The organism is Microbacterium oxydans (assembly GCF_000956405.1).
Taxonomy (GTDB): Bacteria; Actinomycetota; Actinomycetes; order Actinomycetales; family Microbacteriaceae; genus Microbacterium; species Microbacterium oxydans_C.
Genome location: NZ_JYIV01000014.1, coordinates 1 through 16,994 on the forward strand (window position 1 = coordinate 1; position 16,994 = coordinate 16,994).

16 protein-coding genes and 1 tRNA gene are annotated in these 16,994 nt (G+C 68.0%); 15 read left to right on the forward strand and 2 right to left on the reverse strand.

Features of this window, described 5'->3' with window-relative positions:
- Window positions 1–413 precede the first annotated feature (413 nt).
- Both rplJ and rplL read left to right on the forward strand, forming a co-directional pair.
- Window positions 414–902 carry a 50S ribosomal protein L10 gene (gene rplJ / locus RN51_RS01855; protein ID WP_017829129.1) on the forward strand — a complete coding sequence of 163 codons (489 nt, stop codon included), beginning with the start codon at window positions 414–416 and terminating at the stop codon, window positions 900–902.
- A gap of 48 nt (window positions 903–950) precedes the next feature.
- A complete protein-coding gene (gene rplL, locus RN51_RS01860; RefSeq protein ID WP_045262351.1) occupies window positions 951–1,334 on the forward strand; it encodes a 50S ribosomal protein L7/L12 in 384 nt (127 codons plus the stop codon).
- A gap of 166 nt (window positions 1,335–1,500) precedes the next feature.
- Here the strand turns inward: rplL and RN51_RS01865 are convergent, their stop codons facing one another.
- The gene (locus tag RN51_RS01865) at window positions 1,501–2,505 is read right to left on the reverse strand and encodes a LacI family DNA-binding transcriptional regulator (protein WP_045262352.1); all 1,005 of its coding nucleotides are present in this window, start codon (window positions 2,503–2,505) and stop codon (window positions 1,501–1,503) included.
- 286 nt (window positions 2,506–2,791) lie between these two features.
- On the opposite strand from RN51_RS01865, the gene RN51_RS01870 reads away from it, so the two are divergent.
- The 8 genes from RN51_RS01870 (at window position 2,792) to RN51_RS01905 (ending at window position 11,852) form a co-directional block, all read left to right on the forward strand.
- Window positions 2,792–4,108: an ABC transporter substrate-binding protein gene (locus RN51_RS01870; RefSeq protein ID WP_045262353.1), complete on the forward strand. Its 1,317-nt coding sequence runs from the start codon at window positions 2,792–2,794 to the stop codon at window positions 4,106–4,108.
- Between the two features lie 102 nt (window positions 4,109–4,210).
- The gene (locus RN51_RS01875) at window positions 4,211–5,350 is read left to right on the forward strand and encodes a carbohydrate ABC transporter permease (protein ID WP_197073161.1); all 1,140 of its coding nucleotides are present in this window, start codon (window positions 4,211–4,213) and stop codon (window positions 5,348–5,350) included.
- Window positions 5,347–6,309 (forward strand): carbohydrate ABC transporter permease, encoded by a 963-nt coding sequence (locus RN51_RS01880; RefSeq protein ID WP_045262355.1) that lies wholly within the window; start codon window positions 5,347–5,349, stop codon window positions 6,307–6,309. The genes RN51_RS01875 and RN51_RS01880 overlap by 4 nt, the downstream gene beginning before the upstream one ends.
- Before the next feature lie 92 nt (window positions 6,310–6,401).
- Window positions 6,402–7,778 carry a cystathionine beta-synthase gene (locus RN51_RS01885; protein ID WP_045262356.1) on the forward strand — a complete coding sequence of 459 codons (1,377 nt, stop codon included), beginning with the start codon at window positions 6,402–6,404 and terminating at the stop codon, window positions 7,776–7,778.
- A 76-nt stretch (window positions 7,779–7,854) separates the two neighbouring features.
- On the forward strand, window positions 7,855–9,009 hold the full coding sequence (locus RN51_RS01890; protein WP_045262357.1) for a cystathionine gamma-synthase: 1,155 nt from the start codon (window positions 7,855–7,857) through the stop codon (window positions 9,007–9,009).
- A 122-nt stretch (window positions 9,010–9,131) separates the two neighbouring features.
- Window positions 9,132–10,559: a multidrug effflux MFS transporter gene (locus RN51_RS01895; protein WP_419865789.1), complete on the forward strand. Its 1,428-nt coding sequence runs from the start codon at window positions 9,132–9,134 to the stop codon at window positions 10,557–10,559.
- A 31-nt stretch (window positions 10,560–10,590) separates the two neighbouring features.
- Entirely contained in the window at window positions 10,591–11,220 is a 630-nt protein-coding gene (locus tag RN51_RS01900) for a phosphatase PAP2 family protein (RefSeq protein ID WP_045262358.1), read from the forward strand.
- Window positions 11,221–11,249: 29 nt separating this feature from the next.
- Window positions 11,250–11,852 (forward strand): GNAT family N-acetyltransferase, encoded by a 603-nt coding sequence (locus tag RN51_RS01905; RefSeq protein ID WP_045262359.1) that lies wholly within the window; start codon window positions 11,250–11,252, stop codon window positions 11,850–11,852.
- Between the two features lie 173 nt (window positions 11,853–12,025).
- On the opposite strand, the gene RN51_RS01910 is transcribed toward RN51_RS01905, so the two are convergent.
- Window positions 12,026–12,110 (reverse strand) — tRNA-Ser (locus RN51_RS01910).
- Window positions 12,111–12,280: 170 nt separating this feature from the next.
- Here RN51_RS01910 and mpaB (RN51_RS01915) point away from each other — a divergent pair.
- The 5 genes from mpaB (RN51_RS01915) to mpaA1 are packed head-to-tail and all read left to right on the forward strand — an operon-like array spanning window position 12,281 to window position 16,966.
- Window positions 12,281–13,348 carry a daptide biosynthesis RiPP recognition protein gene (gene mpaB / locus RN51_RS01915; RefSeq protein ID WP_045262360.1) on the forward strand — a complete coding sequence of 356 codons (1,068 nt, stop codon included), beginning with the start codon at window positions 12,281–12,283 and terminating at the stop codon, window positions 13,346–13,348.
- Window positions 13,348–14,391: a daptide biosynthesis RiPP recognition protein gene (gene mpaB, locus RN51_RS01920; RefSeq protein ID WP_045262361.1), complete on the forward strand. Its 1,044-nt coding sequence runs from the start codon at window positions 13,348–13,350 to the stop codon at window positions 14,389–14,391. Before mpaB (RN51_RS01915) ends, mpaB (RN51_RS01920) begins: the two co-directional genes overlap by 1 nt.
- Entirely contained in the window at window positions 14,388–15,647 is a 1,260-nt protein-coding gene (gene mpaD, locus RN51_RS01925; protein ID WP_052674539.1) for a daptide-type RiPP biosynthesis aminotransferase, read from the forward strand. Before mpaB (RN51_RS01920) ends, mpaD begins: the two co-directional genes overlap by 4 nt.
- Complete coding sequence (gene mpaC, locus RN51_RS01930) at window positions 15,644–16,834, forward strand: daptide-type RiPP biosynthesis dehydogenase (protein ID WP_045262362.1); 1,191 nt, start codon at window positions 15,644–15,646, stop codon at window positions 16,832–16,834. The genes mpaD and mpaC overlap by 4 nt, the downstream gene beginning before the upstream one ends.
- Window positions 16,835–16,966, forward strand: a complete 132-nt coding sequence (mpaA1, locus tag RN51_RS18775) for an MpaA1 family daptide-type RiPP (protein WP_269430481.1) — start codon at window positions 16,835–16,837, stop codon at window positions 16,964–16,966. It abuts the gene before it with no gap.
- Window positions 16,967–16,994 lie beyond the last annotated feature (28 nt).

Below are 16,994 nucleotides of genomic sequence, written 5' to 3' on the forward strand. Positions count from 1 at the left end.
CGCTCGGGAGGCGACTCGAATCCTTCGGGATCAGCCCGCCGTGATGGGATGCGCGGGGAATCGCGGATCCGTTGACTGCACGGGTAATTGCCGGGCGCACCGCTTGTTGACGCGAAGTTCCCGTGCGCTCGGCAGGATCCCGTGTGCTCGGCGAGATCCTGCGGGCCAGGCGCGAAGCCCGAACCGCCCCGATTTGGGGGAGCAGTCGGGATGCCGGAGTTATGGGGAACCGAAGACCGCTGGTCATCGTGTGCGCGTGAGTGCACAGGATCGAAGCTCTGCAAAGCAGGGGCCCGCGCAGGACACGAACTTTCCAAAGCTCCGTGCGCTTGCGCCGGAGCTTTTCTCTTTGCAGGTGGTCCAGGTCGGCGCCTCACCACCGTGCGGCGCCTCGTACACACCAAGGAGTGACCATGGCGCAGAAGGATGCATCGGTCGCCGAGCTCACGAAGTCATTCGAGAACTCGACTGCCGTTCTGCTGACCGAGTACCGCGGTCTGACGGTTGCCCAGCTCAAGGAGCTGCGCAACAGCATCCGTCAGGACGCTGAGTACGCCGTGGTGAAGAACACGCTGACCAAGATCGCCGCCAACAAGGCTGGCATCTCCGCGCTGGACGACGACCTCAAGGGTCCGTCGGCTGTCGCGTTCGTGCACGGTGACTTCGTCGCCACCGCCAAGGCTCTGCGTGACTTCGCCAAGGCCAACCCGCTTCTCGTGATCAAGTCCGGCATCTTCGAGGGCAACGCCCTCACCGCGGACGAGGTCAACAAGTACGCCGCGCTGGAGAGCCGTGAGGTTCTGCTGGCGAAGGCTGCGGGCATGATGAAGGCGACGATGGGCAAGGCCGCGGCCACCATCGATGCTCTTCGCGAAAAGCTGGAGACCGCAGAGGCCGCGTAAGCGACCGGCGATCTCGTCTACAAACCCCATCTATCTAGGAGATACATCATGGCGAAGCTTTCCACCGAGGAACTGCTCGAGCAGTTCGCCGGCCTGACCCTCATCGAGCTCAACGACTTCGTGAAGGCGTTCGAGGAGAAGTTCGAGGTCACCGCTGCCGCTCCCGTCGCCGTCGCCGGCGCTGCGGGTGGCGCAGGTGCCGCTGAGGCCGAGGAAGAGAAGGACTCCTTCGACGTCATCCTCGAGGCTGCTGGCGACAAGAAGATCCAGGTCATCAAGACCGTCCGCGAGCTCACCTCGCTGGGTCTCGGCGAGGCCAAGGCTGTCGTCGACGGTGCCCCGAAGGCCGTCCTCGAGGGCGCCAACAAGGAGACCGCCGAGAAGGCCAAGGCTGCTCTCGAAGAGGCAGGCGCAACGGTTACCCTCAAGTAATCGCGACGCTCACGCGTTTCTGATCGAAGGCCCCGGGTTCGCCCGGGGCCTTCGTGCATTCCATGGCTGCGCGTTCCCGGCGTTCCACACGTTCCCGGTCGCCCGCACCGGTCTCCGTCACGGCGCCCCGCAGGTCTCGACGCTGCCATGTCGTCGCCCTGCGAGCTCAGCGCGGGGGAGCCGTGGAGCTGCGAACCACGAGGGCGGATGCGGCGTCGACACGCTCGAGTGGAGCGTCCGGGTCCTCCATCTGTCTGGTCAGCAGACGAACGGCCTCATGGCCCTGGTCGCGGGGCGACTGTCCGATCGTGGTCAGAGCGAACATGTCGGCGTGTTCGTGGTCGTCTATGCCGACGACGCTGAGTTCCGTCGGCACGGCGATCCCCAGCCGTCGGGCCGCGATGATCGCGCCGATCGCCGCCTCGTCGCACACTCCGACGATCGCGGTCGGACGACCGCGTCGATCGCCGAGCAGCCCGGCCGCAGCCGTATAGCCGCCGGGCATGGTCGGGGCCGCGCCAGCGATGCGGGCGCGTCCCGAGAGACCCGCGGCCTGCAGGGCGCCCCGGTAGCCGTCGAGTCGCTGTGCATCGCCGAAGCTCAGCTCCGCCGCATCCGTCGATCCGCCGACGAAGGCGATGTCGGTGTGTCCGAGCTCGATGAGGTGCTCGGTGGCGATGCGCGCAGCGGCGGTGTCGTCGATCGAGACGGCGCTCGATCCCTCGCTGTAGGGCCCCACGCTGACGAGCGGACGCCCCGTCTGCTGCAGCCGCTCGAGTTCACGGGCGCTCGGTTGGATGCCGACGGCGATGATGCCGTCGAAGCGGCGGCCCGGGAGAACATTCTCGAACAGTCGCTCTCTGGTCGTCGATCCCTCGGGCACCCCGTACAGCGACAGGTCGTAGTCGAGGGCGAAGAGCGACTCCTGCACTCCCGCGAGCAACTCGGCGAAGAACCACCGGTCCACGGGCGGCATGACGATCCCGACGGTCCGGGTGCGTCCCGTCGCCAGGCTCGTCGCAGATGAGTGGGCGACGTAGGAGAGTTCGCGCGCAGCGTCCGCGACGCGCTGCCTGGTGCCTTCCGACACGTAGCCGCGGCCGCTCAGCGCGCGGCTCGCGGTGGCCTTCGACACGCCAGCACGTGACGCGACGTCCGCGATCGTGCTCATCGGTCCTCCTCGACCTGATCACGCGGATGCGTGGACCCGGCGCAGGGTGCGCGCCGCGTCACAGCGTAGCCGCCGGCACGCAAAAAAGGAACCGGTTCCAGGCGTTCAACGAGGGAGCGCTCCCATGCACGGCTGGCAAGCGCCGCGAATGGTTGCGAGCTTGTGACCCTAGCGTGTTGTGCGGTGATGCTGATCGCCAGTAGGTTGGCCTGGAATCGGTTCCCTAACGACGCCCCGGGGTGGCATCGCACCAGCCGGGAACCTGTACTCGAAGAGGAGAATTCACATGGCTCTGTCACAGCGTTCCCGGCGTTACGCGCCGCTCGCCCTGCTGGGGGTCGCGGGCATCGCGCTCGCCGGATGCGGGGCTCCCGGTGGAGCACCGAGCACCGGGGGAGGTGACGGAGGCGATGCCACCGTCACGATCTACGGAACGATCGTCGACGATGAGGCGAAGCTCCTCCAGGAGTCCTGGAAGGACTGGGCCGACGAGAACGGCATCACGATCAAGTACGAGGGCAGCCAGGACTTCGAGACGCAGCTCGGCACCCGCGCACAGGGCGGCAACCCGCCGGACATCGCGATCTTCCCGCAGCCGGGTCTGTTCAAGGACTTCGCCGACCGTGACTACCTGAAGCCCGCTCCGGAAGCGGTCGAGAAGAACGCCAACGAGTACTGGACCGAGGACTGGGTCAACTACGGCACGGTCGACGGCACCTTCTACGGCGCCCCGCTCATGGCCAACGTCAAGGGGTGGATCTGGTACTCGCCCGCGAAGTTCAAGGAATGGGGCGTCGAGGTTCCGACCACGCTCGACGAGATGAGCGCCCTCACCGACACGATCCAGGCTGCGACGGGCACCCCCGCCTGGTGCGCCGGCTTCGAGTCGGGCACCGCGACCGGTTGGCCGGGGACGGACTGGGTCGAGGACTACGTGCTGCGTCAGTCGGGGCCGGACGTCTACGACCAGTGGGTCACCAACGAGGTCAAGTTCACCGACCCGCAGATCAAGCAAGCGTTCGACTCGGTCGGCGAGATCCTGCTGAACCCGACGAACGTGAACGCCGGCTTCGGTGACGTCCGCTCGATCAACTCCACCGCGTTCGGTGACGTCGCGCCCAAGCTCGCCGGTGGCGAGTGCGCGCTGACCCACCAGGCCTCGTTCCTCTCGGGCTTCTTCCCCGACGGCACGAAGATCGCGGAGGACGGCGACGTCTGGGCCTTCATGCTCCCGGGTGAGACCGCGGACGACAAGGCCGTGACCGGCGCGGGTGAGATCGTCGGAGCCTTCAGCGACTCCGAGGCCACGCAGAAGGTGCTCGAGTACCTCTCCAGCCCCGAGTGGGCGAACAGCCGCGTCAGCCTCGGCGGCGTGACCTCGGCCAACAACGGGCTCGACCCCGCGAACGCGAAGGACCCGATCCTGCAGGAGACCATCAAGATCCTCCAGGACCCGGACACCACCTTCCGCTTCGACGCGTCCGACCTGATGCCGGGTGCCGTCGGCGCCGGCACGTTCTGGAAGGGCATCGTCGCCTGGGTCAACGGCACACCCACGGACGACGTCCTCACGCAGATCCAGACGGGCTGGCCCGCCAGCTGATAGACGGGGAGGGCTGCCCTCTGGGAGGCAGCCCTCCTCATCTCTCGACGCCGCACGCCGATGCGCGGTCGTCGTTACGCTCCGCGTGATGAAGGGGAATCCGTGAACGCGACTATTTTCTTCCAGTGGATCGGCTCGCTCCCGCCGATCCTGCAGGCGGTCGCCGTCGTCATCGCATTCGCGGTGGTCGTGGCACTGATCCTGTTCCTCGTGGACATCGCTCCACGCAGGGGAGCGCTGTACACCGGCATCCGGCTGGCGATGTGCCTACTCATCCCGTTCGCCGTGATGTGGTTCTTCAACTCCTACTACTGGGCGATGGGAGTGGCTGTCGCGGTCGGAGCTCTGTTCTTCTGGCTGGACTATCGATCACGCGACGGCGCCGGCTATCTGATCCAGCTCGTCGCCTTCATGGCACCTGCCATCCTGCTTCTGCTCGTCGGCCTGATCCTGCCGTCGATCCAGACGATGTATTCGTCCTTCCTGAACTCGTCGGGCAAGGACTTCGTCGGTTTCGCCAACTACCTGTGGATCTTCACTCAGTCCGACGGCATCACCTCGGTCGTCAACACGATCATCTGGGTGCTGCTCGTTCCGACCGTGTCGACCATCGTCGGTCTCGCCTATGCGGTGTTCATCGACCGCACCCGAGGCGAGAAGATCTACAAGGTCCTCGTGTTCATGCCCATGGCGATCTCGTTCGTCGGCGCCGGCATCATCTGGCGGTTCATGTACGAGTACCGCGGGCCCCAGTTCGAGCAGATCGGTCTGCTGAACCAGATCATGGTGTGGTTCGGCGGTGAGCCGCAGCAGTGGCTGCTGAACGAGCCGTGGAACACGCTGTTCCTGATCGTCGTGCTCATCTGGGTGCAGACCGGCTTCGCCATGGTGCTGCTGTCCGCGTCGATCAAGGGCGTGCCGCAGGAGCTGCTGGAAGCGGCGGAACTCGACGGTGCGAACGCCTGGGAGCGCTTCATCTCGGTGACGATCCCCTCCATCCGCCCCGCCCTGATCGTGGTGCTGACGACGATCTCCATCGCCTCGCTGAAGGTGTTCGACATCGTCAGGACGATGACCGCCGGCAACTACGGCACCTCCGTGCTCGCGAACGAGATGTACACGCAGTTCTCGAAGTTCGAGGCCGGACGCAGTGCCGCGCTCTCCGTGATCCTGTTCATCCTGGTGCTGCCGATCGTCATCTACAACGCACGCCAGATCAAGAAGCAGCGGGAGATCCGATGACCGACACCGTGAAGTCCGAAACCGCTGTCAGCACCCGCGCGATCACGACCGGAGGCGGCATCGAAGGCTCCGCCGGACGCGCTCGCAAGAAGCTGTCGCGCCCCTGGGCGTCCGTCGCCTCCATCGTGATCGCGGTGCTCTGGACGATCCCGACGCTCGGGCTGTTCATCTCCTCGTTCCGACCGCGCGATCAGATCCAGTCGAGCGGATGGTGGACGTTCTTCGCCGATCCGCAGGTGACGCTCGAGAACTACGTCGACGTGCTGCAGTCGGGAACGACGCAGCTCACGATCCTGGAGTCGTTCGTCAACTCGATCGCGATCACGATCCCGGCCACGCTCGTGCCGCTGATGATCGCCGCGATGGCTGCCTATGCGTTCGCGTGGATCGATTTCAAGGGCCGCAACGCGCTGTTCATCTTCGTGTTCGCCCTGCAGATCGTGCCGATCCAGATGGCGCTGGTACCGCTGCTGAGTTCGTTCTCGCGAGGGATCAACCTCTTCGGCCTCCAGGTCACGCAGCCGCTCGGAGCGTCGGACGGCTACGCGCAGGTGTGGATCGCGCACACCATGTTCGCTCTGCCGCTGGCGATCTACCTGCTGCACAACTTCATGTCGGAGATACCGGGGGAGATCATCGAGGCGGCCCGCGTCGACGGTGCGTCCCGCGGCCAGATCTTCTTCCGCGTGGTGCTGCCGCTGACGATGCCGGCGATCGCGTCCGTCGCGATCTTCCAGTTCCTGTGGGTCTGGAACGATCTTCTCGTCGGATTGGTGTTCGCGGATGGAGCTGCGGCGCCGATCACGAAGCTGCTGGCCGAGATCACCGGAACGAGAGGAAACGACTGGTATCTGCTCACGGCGGGCGCCTTCGTGTCGATCATCGTGCCGCTGATCGTGTTCTTCGCTCTGCAGCGCTACTTCGTCCGCGGCCTGCTCGCGGGATCGACGAAGGGCTGACGGGCGACACCGGGAGCCTCGCGAGAGAACGGATGCCGCGGTCGGGTGCAACACAACCCCGGTCGCGGCATCCGCACGTCTACCCTGAAGTCATGAAGTACGCAGACTCGATCGTCGACCTCGTCGGCGACACGCCCCTCGTGAAGCTGAATCACGTCACCGAGGGTGTGGCGTGCACGGTGCTCGTGAAGCTGGAGTACCTGAACCCCGGCGGGTCGTCGAAGGATCGCATCGCCGCGCGGATCATCGATGCCGCAGAGGCATCGGGCGATCTGAAGCCCGGGGGCACGATCGTCGAGGCGACCAGCGGCAATACCGGAGTGGGGCTGGCGCTCGTCGCCCAGCAGCGCGGCTACAGCTGCGTCTTCGTGCTGCCGGACAAGGTCGGCGAGGACAAGATCGACGTGTTGCGGGCCTACGGCGCCGAGATCGTCGTGACGCCGACCTCGGTAGCCCCCGACAGTCCGGAGTCCTATTACAGCGTGAGCGACCGGCTGGCACGCGAGATCCCCGGGGCGTTCAAGCCCAACCAGTACGAGAACCCGAACGGCCCACGCAGCCACTACGAGACGACGGGGCCGGAGATCTGGCGCGACACCGACGGCGAGGTCACCCACTTCGTCGCAGGAGTCGGCACGGGCGGCACGATCACAGGCACGGGTCGGTACCTGCGTGAGGTCTCGGACGGACGTGTGCGCATCGTCGGAGTCGACCCCGAGGGGAGCGTCTACAGCGGCGGGACCGGTCGCCCGTATCTGGTCGAGGGCGTGGGCGAGGACATCTGGCCCGGTGCCTACGATCCGACCGTGCCGCACGAGATCGTGGCGGTCGGCGACGCGGAGGCCTTCGCCATGACCCGACGGCTGGCCCGCGAGGAGGGCATCCTCGTCGGCGGATCCAGCGGCATGGCCGTGGTCGGTGCCCTGCGCGTCGCGCGGGATCTGCCCGCGGACGCTGTGGTGGTCGTGCTGCTCCCCGACGGCGGACGCGGCTACCTGGGCAAGATCTTCAACGACGGATGGATGCGCTCCTACGGCTTCAGCGAGCTGGAGGAGGGCGAGACCGTCGCCGATGTGCTCGCCGCACGCCCGTCACGACAGGGGGCGGGCATCCCCGACCTCGTGCACGCCCATCCGACGGACACCGTGCTCGAGGCCATCGGCATGATGACCGAGTACGACGTCTCGCAGCTGGTCGTGCTGAGCGCCGAGCCGCCCGTGATGATGGGTGAGGTGGTCGGCACCGTCGACGAGAAGGGACTGCTCGACCTCCTGTTCCGCGGTGAGGCGAACGCGACCGACGCCGTGGGGGCGCACGTGGGAGAGAGGCTGCCGCTCGTCGGCATCCACACCTCGATCGCCCAGGCCAAGGCAGCGCTCGCGGATGCCGACGCGCTGCTGGTGACCGAAGACGGCAAGCCGCACACGGTGCTCACGCGTCAGGATCTGCTGGCGTACCTGTCACGCTGAGGGAAGCCGGGATGCCGCCTGACCCGGGACGTAACCGGAAGGCCGTCCCCGCGAGGGCGCACGTAGGCTGAGAGACATGTCCGATCACGCCTTCGCCACCCGAGCCATCCACGCAGGACAAGCGCCAGACCCCGTCACGGGCGCCATCATCCCGCCGATCTACCAGTCCTCGACGCACGTGCAGGACAGCGTCGGCGGCCTGCGCTCCGGGTACGAGTACAACCGCGCGGGAAACCCCACGCGTTCCTCGCTCGAGACGCAGCTCGCGGCTCTCGAGGGAGGTGCGAGCGCGCTGTCGTTCGCCTCGGGGCTCGCGGCGGAGGACGCGCTGCTGCGCGGGATCCTCAAGCCGGGGGACCACGTCCTGCTCGGCAACGATGTGTACGGCGGAACCTACCGGCTCCTGACCCGGGTGCTGGCACCCTGGGGCATCGAGACCACGACGGTCGAGCTCGCCGACATCGACGCGCTCCGTGCCGCCATCCGCCCCGAGACGAAGATCGTCTGGCTGGAGACCCCGAGCAATCCGCTCCTGAAGATCGTCGACATCGCCCAGATCGCCGAGGTCGCCCATGCGGCGGGTCTCACGGTCGTCGTCGACAACACCTTCGCCTCGCCGGCGCTGCAGCAGCCGCTCTCGCTCGGCGCCGATGTGGTCGTGCACTCCACCACCAAGTACCTGGGCGGCCACTCGGACGTGCTCGGCGGTGCGGTCGTGTTCGCCGACGATCGGTTCTTCGAGCAGGTGAAGTTCCAGCAGTTCGCGGTCGGTGCCGTCTCCGCCCCGCTGGACGCCTGGCTCACGACCCGCGGTATCAAGACCCTCGCCCTGCGGATGCGTCAGCACTCCGAGAACGCGCAGGCCATCGCCGAGTGGGCGCAGGCGCGTCCGGAGTTCGCGCAGGTGTACTTCCCCGGGCTCGCCTCGCACCCCGGCCACGAGATCGCGGCGAAGCAGATGAGCGCCTTCGGCGGGATGCTGTCGTTCGGTCTCGCCGCCGGCGCCGATGCGGCACGCGCCTTCGTCGAGAGCACCTCGGTGTTCCAGCTCGCGGAGTCGCTCGGCGGTGTCGAGTCCCTGATCGGATATCCGCCGGACATGACCCATGCATCCGTGCGGGGCACCGAGCTCGCCGTCCCGGAGAACATCGTGCGACTCTCTGTGGGTATCGAAGACGTGGGAGACCTGATCACCGACCTCGAGCAGGCGCTCGATCGCGTCGCGCGCTGACGGGACCGACTCCGAGACGCACCTCCGCGAATCGCGGGGGTGCGTTCTCCGTCCTCCCGTGGACGGACCGGGGCGGGACGGCGGTAGCATGGGGGGTTCCCCCGGCCGAAACGATTCGACCGATGCACCCCCCTGAACTCTGGAAGGACGTCGTGTCCGACGCTCCCCGCACTGATTCCCTCCCCGTCGTGAAGGCGGAGGACTCCGCCGTCGAACCGCAGGCACCGGCACCGGAACGCACCGCGACGGGAAGCATCCGCATCCCGAACGCGACCGGCGCCATCCGCACCCTCGGCGCGAACCCCGCGACCGCCCCGATCATGCTGCACCCCGGCGACGCGATCTCCCTCGGCCGTCGCACTCTGTACATCATCCTGCTGGGCGCGCTCACCGCGCTCGGCCCGTTCACGATCGACCTGTACCTGCCCGCCTTCCCGGTGCTGGAACAGGACTTCCAGACCACGGCCGCCGCCATCCAGCTGACCCTGACCGGAACGATGATCGGCTTCGCGCTCGGTCAGCTCGTGGTCGGCCCGCTCAGCGACAAGGTCGGGCGCCGGGTGCCGCTGATCACGGTCACCGCGCTGCACGTGCTCGCGAGCGTCGGGGCGGCTCTCGCGCCTGACCTCGGGCTGCTCAGCGTGGCCCGCGTACTCATGGGCGTCGGTGCCGCGGCCGGAGGAGTCGTGGCCATGGCCATCGTGCGCGACCTCTTCGGCGGGCGTCGACTCGTCGTCATGCTCTCCCGCCTCGCCCTGGTCTCCGGCGTCGCTCCGGTCATCGCACCGCTCATCGGCTCCTGGCTGCTCACGCTCATGCCGTGGCGGGGTATCTTCGGGGTGCTCGCGGCCTACGGCATCGTGATGCTGCTGACCACGATCCTGTTCATCCCCGAGACGCTCCCCGTCGCCCGTCGTCAGGACCGCGGTGGAGCCACCATGCTGCAGCGGTACCGTTCTGTGCTGTCCGATCGGGTGTTCCTGGGCGTGCTCGTGATCGGCGGGATGACGTTCTCCGGTCTGTTCTCATACCTGTCCGCGTCGCCCTTCCTGTTCCAGGTGACGCACGGACTCGATGCTCAGCAGTACGGTCTGCTGTTCGCGGTGAACTCGCTCGGCGTCGTCGTCGGTGTGCAGACCGCGTCGCGTCTTGCCGCGAGGTTCGGGCCGCAGTGGGTCATGGCCTACTCGACCGCGGTGCTGCTCCTCGCGGGAGTGGCGATCATCGTCACCGATCAGCTCGGTCTCGGACTGTGGGGCACGGTCGTCCCGCTGTTCGTGTTCATGACGGCGTGCGGATTCACGTTCCCCAACGTGCAGGTCCTCGCGCTCGACCGCCACGGGAAGGCCGCAGGGACCGCCGCATCGATCATCGGCGCGACGAACTTCGGTGTCGCCGGACTGATCTCGCCGGTCGTGGGCTGGCTCTCGCATGACGCGGGGATCACGGCGACCACCATGGCCTCCGTCATGGTCGGCTGCGCCGCGATCGGCATCCTGTCGCTCTGGTTCGTGGTCCGCCCGCGCACGGTCGGGATGCTCGCTCCCTGAGTGTTCAGACATCGTCCGACAGAATAGGACGATGAACAGGCGGATGCTGCTGTGGTGGGGAGTGGGCCTCCTCGCGCTCGCGACGGTTCTCGGCGCCGTGGTGGTGTTCGCCTACCCGCAGACGCCGGGCTTCGACAATTGGTGGAACAACACCATCGCGGGAGCGAGGGCCGACTGGATGGTCGACTTCGCCCTCGTCCTGAACTGGGTCGGCGGGGGATGGGTCGCGATCTTCGGGGTGCCGTTGCTGGCGATCCTGGTGCTCGTGCTGGCGCGTCGGTGGCGCAGTGCGCTGTTCGCCGCGCTGTGCTTCGCCGCGAGTGCCGCCGGTGTGCAGGTGCTGAAGCAGCTGTTCGGCCGCGCTCGACCAGACGACATGCTCGTGGTGAGCGACTACGGGTCCTTCCCCTCAGGGCATACCGCGAACGCCGCGACCATCGCCCTCGTGCTCTGGGTCCTGTTCCCGCGGGTCTGGGTGGCGATCGTCGGTGCGGCGTGGATCCTCGCGATGGCGCTGTCGCGAACATTCCTCTCCGTGCACTGGGCCAGCGACACCCTCGGCGGCGCACTCGTCGGAGCCGGCGTCGTGCTTGTGCTCGCCGCCTGGCTGCTTCCGTGGGTGCAGCAGAGGAAGCCGGCGGTCGAGGCGCCGATAGGCTGAGGGGACCTGTCCCCTCCAGAGGAGTCGTCTTGTCTCGCATCCGTCCGTACCGCCCCACCGATCGTGCCGCGCTGTACGAGATCTGCGTGAAGACGGCCGATGCCGGAGCGGATGCCACCGGCGTCCTCTCCGACGACTCGCTGTGGGGCGACCTGTTCGCCGTGCCGTACGCCGAGCGTCATCCCGACCTCGCGTGGGTGGTCGAGAGCGACGATGAGCGGACGATCGGCTACATCGTGGCGACCGACGACACCGACGCCTTCTACACGTGGTTCCGGGAGGAGTGGTGGCCCACCCTCGAGGATCGCTACCCGCGACCGGCCGAGATCGTCACCCGCGAGGACAGGATGATCGACTACGGGTACAGCCGCGCGGCCGGTATCGAGCCGAACGTCGTCGACCACCCCGCCCACCTGCACATCGACCTGCTTCCGGAGACTCAGGGGCAGGGACTCGGACGCCGACTCATCGAGACGCTGTTCGCCGAGCTGACCCGACGCGGAGTGCGCGGCCTGCACCTCGGCATCGACCCGAACAACACGGGAGCAGCCGCCTTCTACGAGCGCCTCGGCATGACGCGGCTGCCGGCGGAACCGGGCGGACAGATCTACGGCGTGCGCTTCGACGGCTGACCGGCAGACCGGGCGCGTCACGAGAAGAGCCCCCGCCGGCGCGGAGGCTCTTCTCGTTCTCGACGGTGATGGCGGGACTCCGGTGCTCGCTGCGCTCGCTCCTCCCCGAATCCCCAGTGCTCGACGAAAACGAGAAAAGCCCCCGCTGGCGCGGAGGCTTTTCTCGTTTTCGGCGGTGACGGCGGGATTCGAACCCGCGGTTGCTTGCACAACACACGCTTTCCAAGCGTGCTCCTTCGGCCGCTCGGACACGTCACCAAGGAACAACCTGTCCATCCTATCCGATGCGCGGGGGCCCGCGTGACAGGGTGCGCATCTCCCGGTGAACATCCATCGATGTGAAATATTGCACGTCAGACGTCACCTGGATGGCCTCATGTGAGGACGTATCGCCTTCGATCGCGATACGAGGTTTCTCTGGGGGAAGTATGCAGGCGAGTTCGACGACGACGAGAAGCAGCCAGCGCACCGCGACGGCCTTCGAGCAGTATGTGAGCGGAAGGCGCACGCTCGTCAGCGGAGCGGTGTTCTTCCTCGAATCCGGGACCCAGCTGGCCGACGTGCTCCGAGCGGCGGGGCCGAGCGACATCGTCTTCACGCCCTCGGGCTCGACATCCTGCGCACCGGGGAACGTCGTGGAGTACGGCGGTCGCTTCCGCGAGCCGGGTGATCGGCTCGTCCTCGACGGACATCATGTGGTCGAGCTGCAGGAGTATGTCGCAGCGCCGTTCCTCTCGATCGTCTCGCCCACCGTCATCCGGCAGGGCAGCGCCGAAGGACTCGCCGCCTTCCTCGGCGACGCCGACACGGCCAGGGAGGACGGGATCTTCGTCGGCCAGCTGCTGAGCCCGATCGCGGCGCTGGAGTCCCGTGCATCGTTCCTCTCCACCGGTCCGACCGGAGGCGGTCTGATCCGCGTGCACGTGACGGCGGACGGAGAGTATCGCGACGGCCCGGACGGAGCGCTGCTCGGCCACGCGGGCGACGCGAGAGCGGAGATCCAGGCCGCTGCGGAAGGACCAGTGCGCGGAAGGTCGTTCGCCCGGATCATCGACCCCCGCGTGCTCGACGCCGACCTCGACGACCGCCCGTGGTTCGGGCGCTACCTGGCAGCGCTCGATGCACTGCGGGAGTGGGGCGGGAGCCACGGCCGTCCGAGCGTCTCGGGCTTCGGCGGACACCTCATCAGAGCCCTGGATGAGAGCGCCGCGTTTCCCGTGGTGGTGTCGCCCGACGCTCCTCTCCTCATGACCGGCGACGGAGCGGAGTACCTCCTGCTCGATCCGCATCGCCGCGTGCGTGTCCGGCTCGGAATCGATGCCGCGCGGGCAGCCGAATGCCTGATGGCCACCGGCGACGAGTCATCGGCGACGGGCCTGCTGGCCTTCGAACTCGGCGTGCGGCCGACGGGAATCGTGCCACTGATGCACCGACTCCGAGAACAGCTGCGCGATGCGGGGATCGATCTCGGCGCGAACTCTCGGGCCGCCTCCTGATGCGCGGGCAGAGCGCGACGGACCCGCACCTCCTCGGGGCGCGGGCCTTCCGGGAATGGATCACCGGGGAGCGAGAGCGGCACTCTCGGATCTTCCTCGTGGAACCCGGCGCCGAGACGGATGCGATCCGCCGCGTGGCGGGCGGTGACGACCTGATCCTGCTGCCGGAGGACGCCCAGCCGTGGGCTGGTGCCGCCGGCGTGGGCAGGTACAGCGGTGCCGTACGCGACGTCGGGGACGAGGTGTTCTTCGGTGAGCGCGGCGTCGAACTCCAGGATTACGTCGCTGCCGCGTTCATCCAGATCATCGGACCCACGGCCGTCCGGTTCTTCGACGCCTCCAGCTGGCAGGCCTTCCTCGATGACGCCGAGCTCGCGCGGGACACGGGGGTGTTCCCGACGGCGTTGATCGACCCGCGCGTGCTCCTGGCCGATCGGAACACGCTCTCGGCGCCTCACGGTTCCGCTGTCCCGAGCGCGTTGCGGATCGGCGAGGACGGACTCGTCAGAGCGGGCGTGCAGGGCGAGGTGATCGGAGAGGGCGCTGACCTGCCGGTGATCCTCTCCACCCCTCTGCCGCGCGCGGCCTCTCTCGCCGGCATCGCACCGCGGGAGCGGATCGCCGGGGACCTCGCGGCTCGTGCGTGGATCGGTCGCTACCTCGGTGCCACCGATCTCATCAAGATGCTCCGCCTCGCGAACGGGACGGCGAGGATCTCCGGCTTCGGCTGGCAGCTCGTGGAAGACGACCTCGCCGACGCCGAGCCCCGGACATCCGACCCTTTCCTCCTCGAGACCCCGGAAGGCTTCCTGCTCGCGGACACGACGACTCTGCGCCGTCAGCTGTTGTCGCCGCAGACGGCCGTCGTCGTGGCGCTCACCCAGACCTCCCGCACCCTCGACCGTGCGACCGGCCGCGTGGCGACGATGCTCGGCATCCCCGACGACCATGCGAGGGTGCTGTGCCGCGAGGCGGTCATCGCTCTGGGGATCCACTGCGGCACACCGCTCGCCGGCCACGTTCTGGGGGAGGACCCGCGATGAGTGCGCCGCATGCCCTCTGGACATCGATGCTGCCGGCGGATACGACGTTCACGCCGGATCGCGTCGCCGTCGGCGCGGCCGGACACCGGATCGAGTTCGCCGACGGCTCGACGCGGCTGTGCGCCACGAGCGGACTCTGGAACGTACCGCTCGGGTTCGGCAACCCGGCGATCGGCGAGGCAGTGGCCAGAGCCACCCATGACGCGTCGTACCTGTCGCTGTTCCGGGCGCCGCATCGCTATGCCGAGGACGCGTCCGACGCCCTCATCGAACTCGCGGGCCCTGATCGGTATGACCGCGTCATCTTCTCCACCTCGGGCGGTGCGGCGAACGACGCGGCCATGAAGCTCGCGCGGCAGTACTGGGCGCAGACCGGTTCGGGTGCACGGTCGCTCGTGGTGGGACTGAAAGGCAGCTACCACGGCACGATGTACGGCAGCCACGTGCTCAGCGGGGACGACCTGCTGCAGTCCGTCTACGGCGTCGATCGTCGCTCGGTCCGGCACGTCTCGCACGCCGACGACGGAGAGGAGTTGGCCGCGCTGCTGCAGCGGGAAGGCACCAGAGTGGCGTCCGTCGTCGTGGAGCCGGTGCTCGGCAGCGGCGCCTATGCGCTCTCTGATGCGTTCATCGAGCACCTCCTCGCCCTGCGCGAGCGGTATGGATTCCTGATCGTCGCAGATGAGGTCGCGACCGGATTCGGTCGCACCGGGACGATGCTCGCCACCGACAGGTGGGCTGCGCCGCCCGACGTGCTCATCCTCTCGAAAGCGCTGACCAACGGGGTGATGGGTGCAGCCACCCTGCTGGTCGGTCCGCGCATCGCCAGTGCTTTCACGCGAGGCGGGTGGACGTTCGTCCACGGTGAGACACAGGCCGGCACACCGGCATGCGCCGCGGCGATCGTCGCGGTGATCGAGGAACTGCGCCGCATCGACGTGGAAGCAGTCACCCGGGCGCTCGCGATCGACGTGTGGGACCTGGCCGCGCGGTTGACGGCGGATGGCGTGGTGACCGAGACCACCGGAAGCGGGTGCTTCGTCGGACTGGGCCTGCAGAACGCCGACGGAACCGGGCTGTCCGGCCCGCAGGTGCTGGAGGTCGTCTCGGCCATCGCCCGCTGCGGTGTGCTCGTGCAGCCGGGCCCGAGCTCCATCGAGCTGATCCCGGCGTACGGGTTCGACGCGTCAGAGCTCCGCGAGACCGAGACCGCGGTGCGAGCGGGACTCGCCCACGTGCGGGGTGCAGCGGCATGATCGCGGACTTCTCGGCTCGTGTGCCGACGCTCTGGCACGGAGAGGGGATCGCGCCGCGCACGATCGCGCGCCTCACTGCAGGACACGACACGCTCGTGATCGCGGACTCGGCCGTCCCGTCGTCGCACCTGGCCGGACGCTCGGCACAGAGGATCGACGTCGACGCGCAGCGGGCGGACGTGACGACCGTACGGGAGATCGCACGGCAGATCGTCCGCCGACCGCCGCGCAGGATCGTGGCGGTCGGGGGTGGGAGCGTCCTCGATGCGAGCAAGATCGCCGCGCTCGTGCTCGTGTCTCGACGGATGCTCGACTACGCCATCGGCCACGCGTCGCGGTCCGCCCTCACCGTGCTGCCCGACGCGGCGCCGGCCGTCGACCTCCTGGCCGTCCCGACCACGCTCGGCACGTCGTCCGAGACGAACAGCGTCGGCGTGCTCGAGAACGAGCACGGCTACCGTCTCATCGTCGGGCGTGCGCTGCGACCTCGGCACGCCCTCCTCGATCCGCGTCAGCTGAGCTCCCTCCCCTCCACGGCGGTGACCGAGGGGGCGCTGGAGGCGTTCCTCCGTGTTGCCGGTGCCTCCACGAGTCCGCGACGAACCGCCAGAGCATGCGGGGACGCGCGTGTCCTCGGCAGGGAACTCCTCGTGGCGGCGACCCGCGACTCCGCCTCGGCCGCGGGACGGCTGCGTCTGGCACGACTCAGCGCCGCCACCCAGCGCACATCGGCGCTGCGCGGAGGCGATCCCTTCAGCGCACGCCACTGGTACCTCGCGAACGAGGTGGCGTTCCGCCTGGGCGTGCGCAAGATGGTCGCGACAGCGGCGGTGGTCAGCGCCGTGTGGGGGCGAATCGGTGCGGGAGATTCACGCTGGGGTGACGCACGCAGCCTCGCGCGCTTCTGGACCGAGGTCGCCGGCGTGGTCGACCTGCCGGTCGACCCGGCCATCGGAATCGCGGCGCTCGTCGAGCGATGGCGGATCCCACGTCCGTCGCGTCCCGCAGACCACGAGCTGCGCCACATCGCCCTCGCCACGGAGCGGGCCTGGGGCAATCGTCGACCGATGCTCCCCGGGCTGGTCGAAGGCGACTTCCACGATGTGCTCCGCGATTCCCGCTGGAGCAGCCACACGGTCGGTGCGGGTCGCCGACCCCTGACGTTCGAGCCGAAGGAGGTGAAGTGAATGAAGGAGAACACGCAGACGATCCAGTTCCAGGAGCTGGACGCGATGGAGGCGCCCAGCTGGGACAGCTTCTATCAGGGCGTGATCGGAGCTCTGGTCCTGATCGGGATCGGCGCGGCCGCGGCCACCTGATCGACCCGGACGCGGTGATCGACACCGG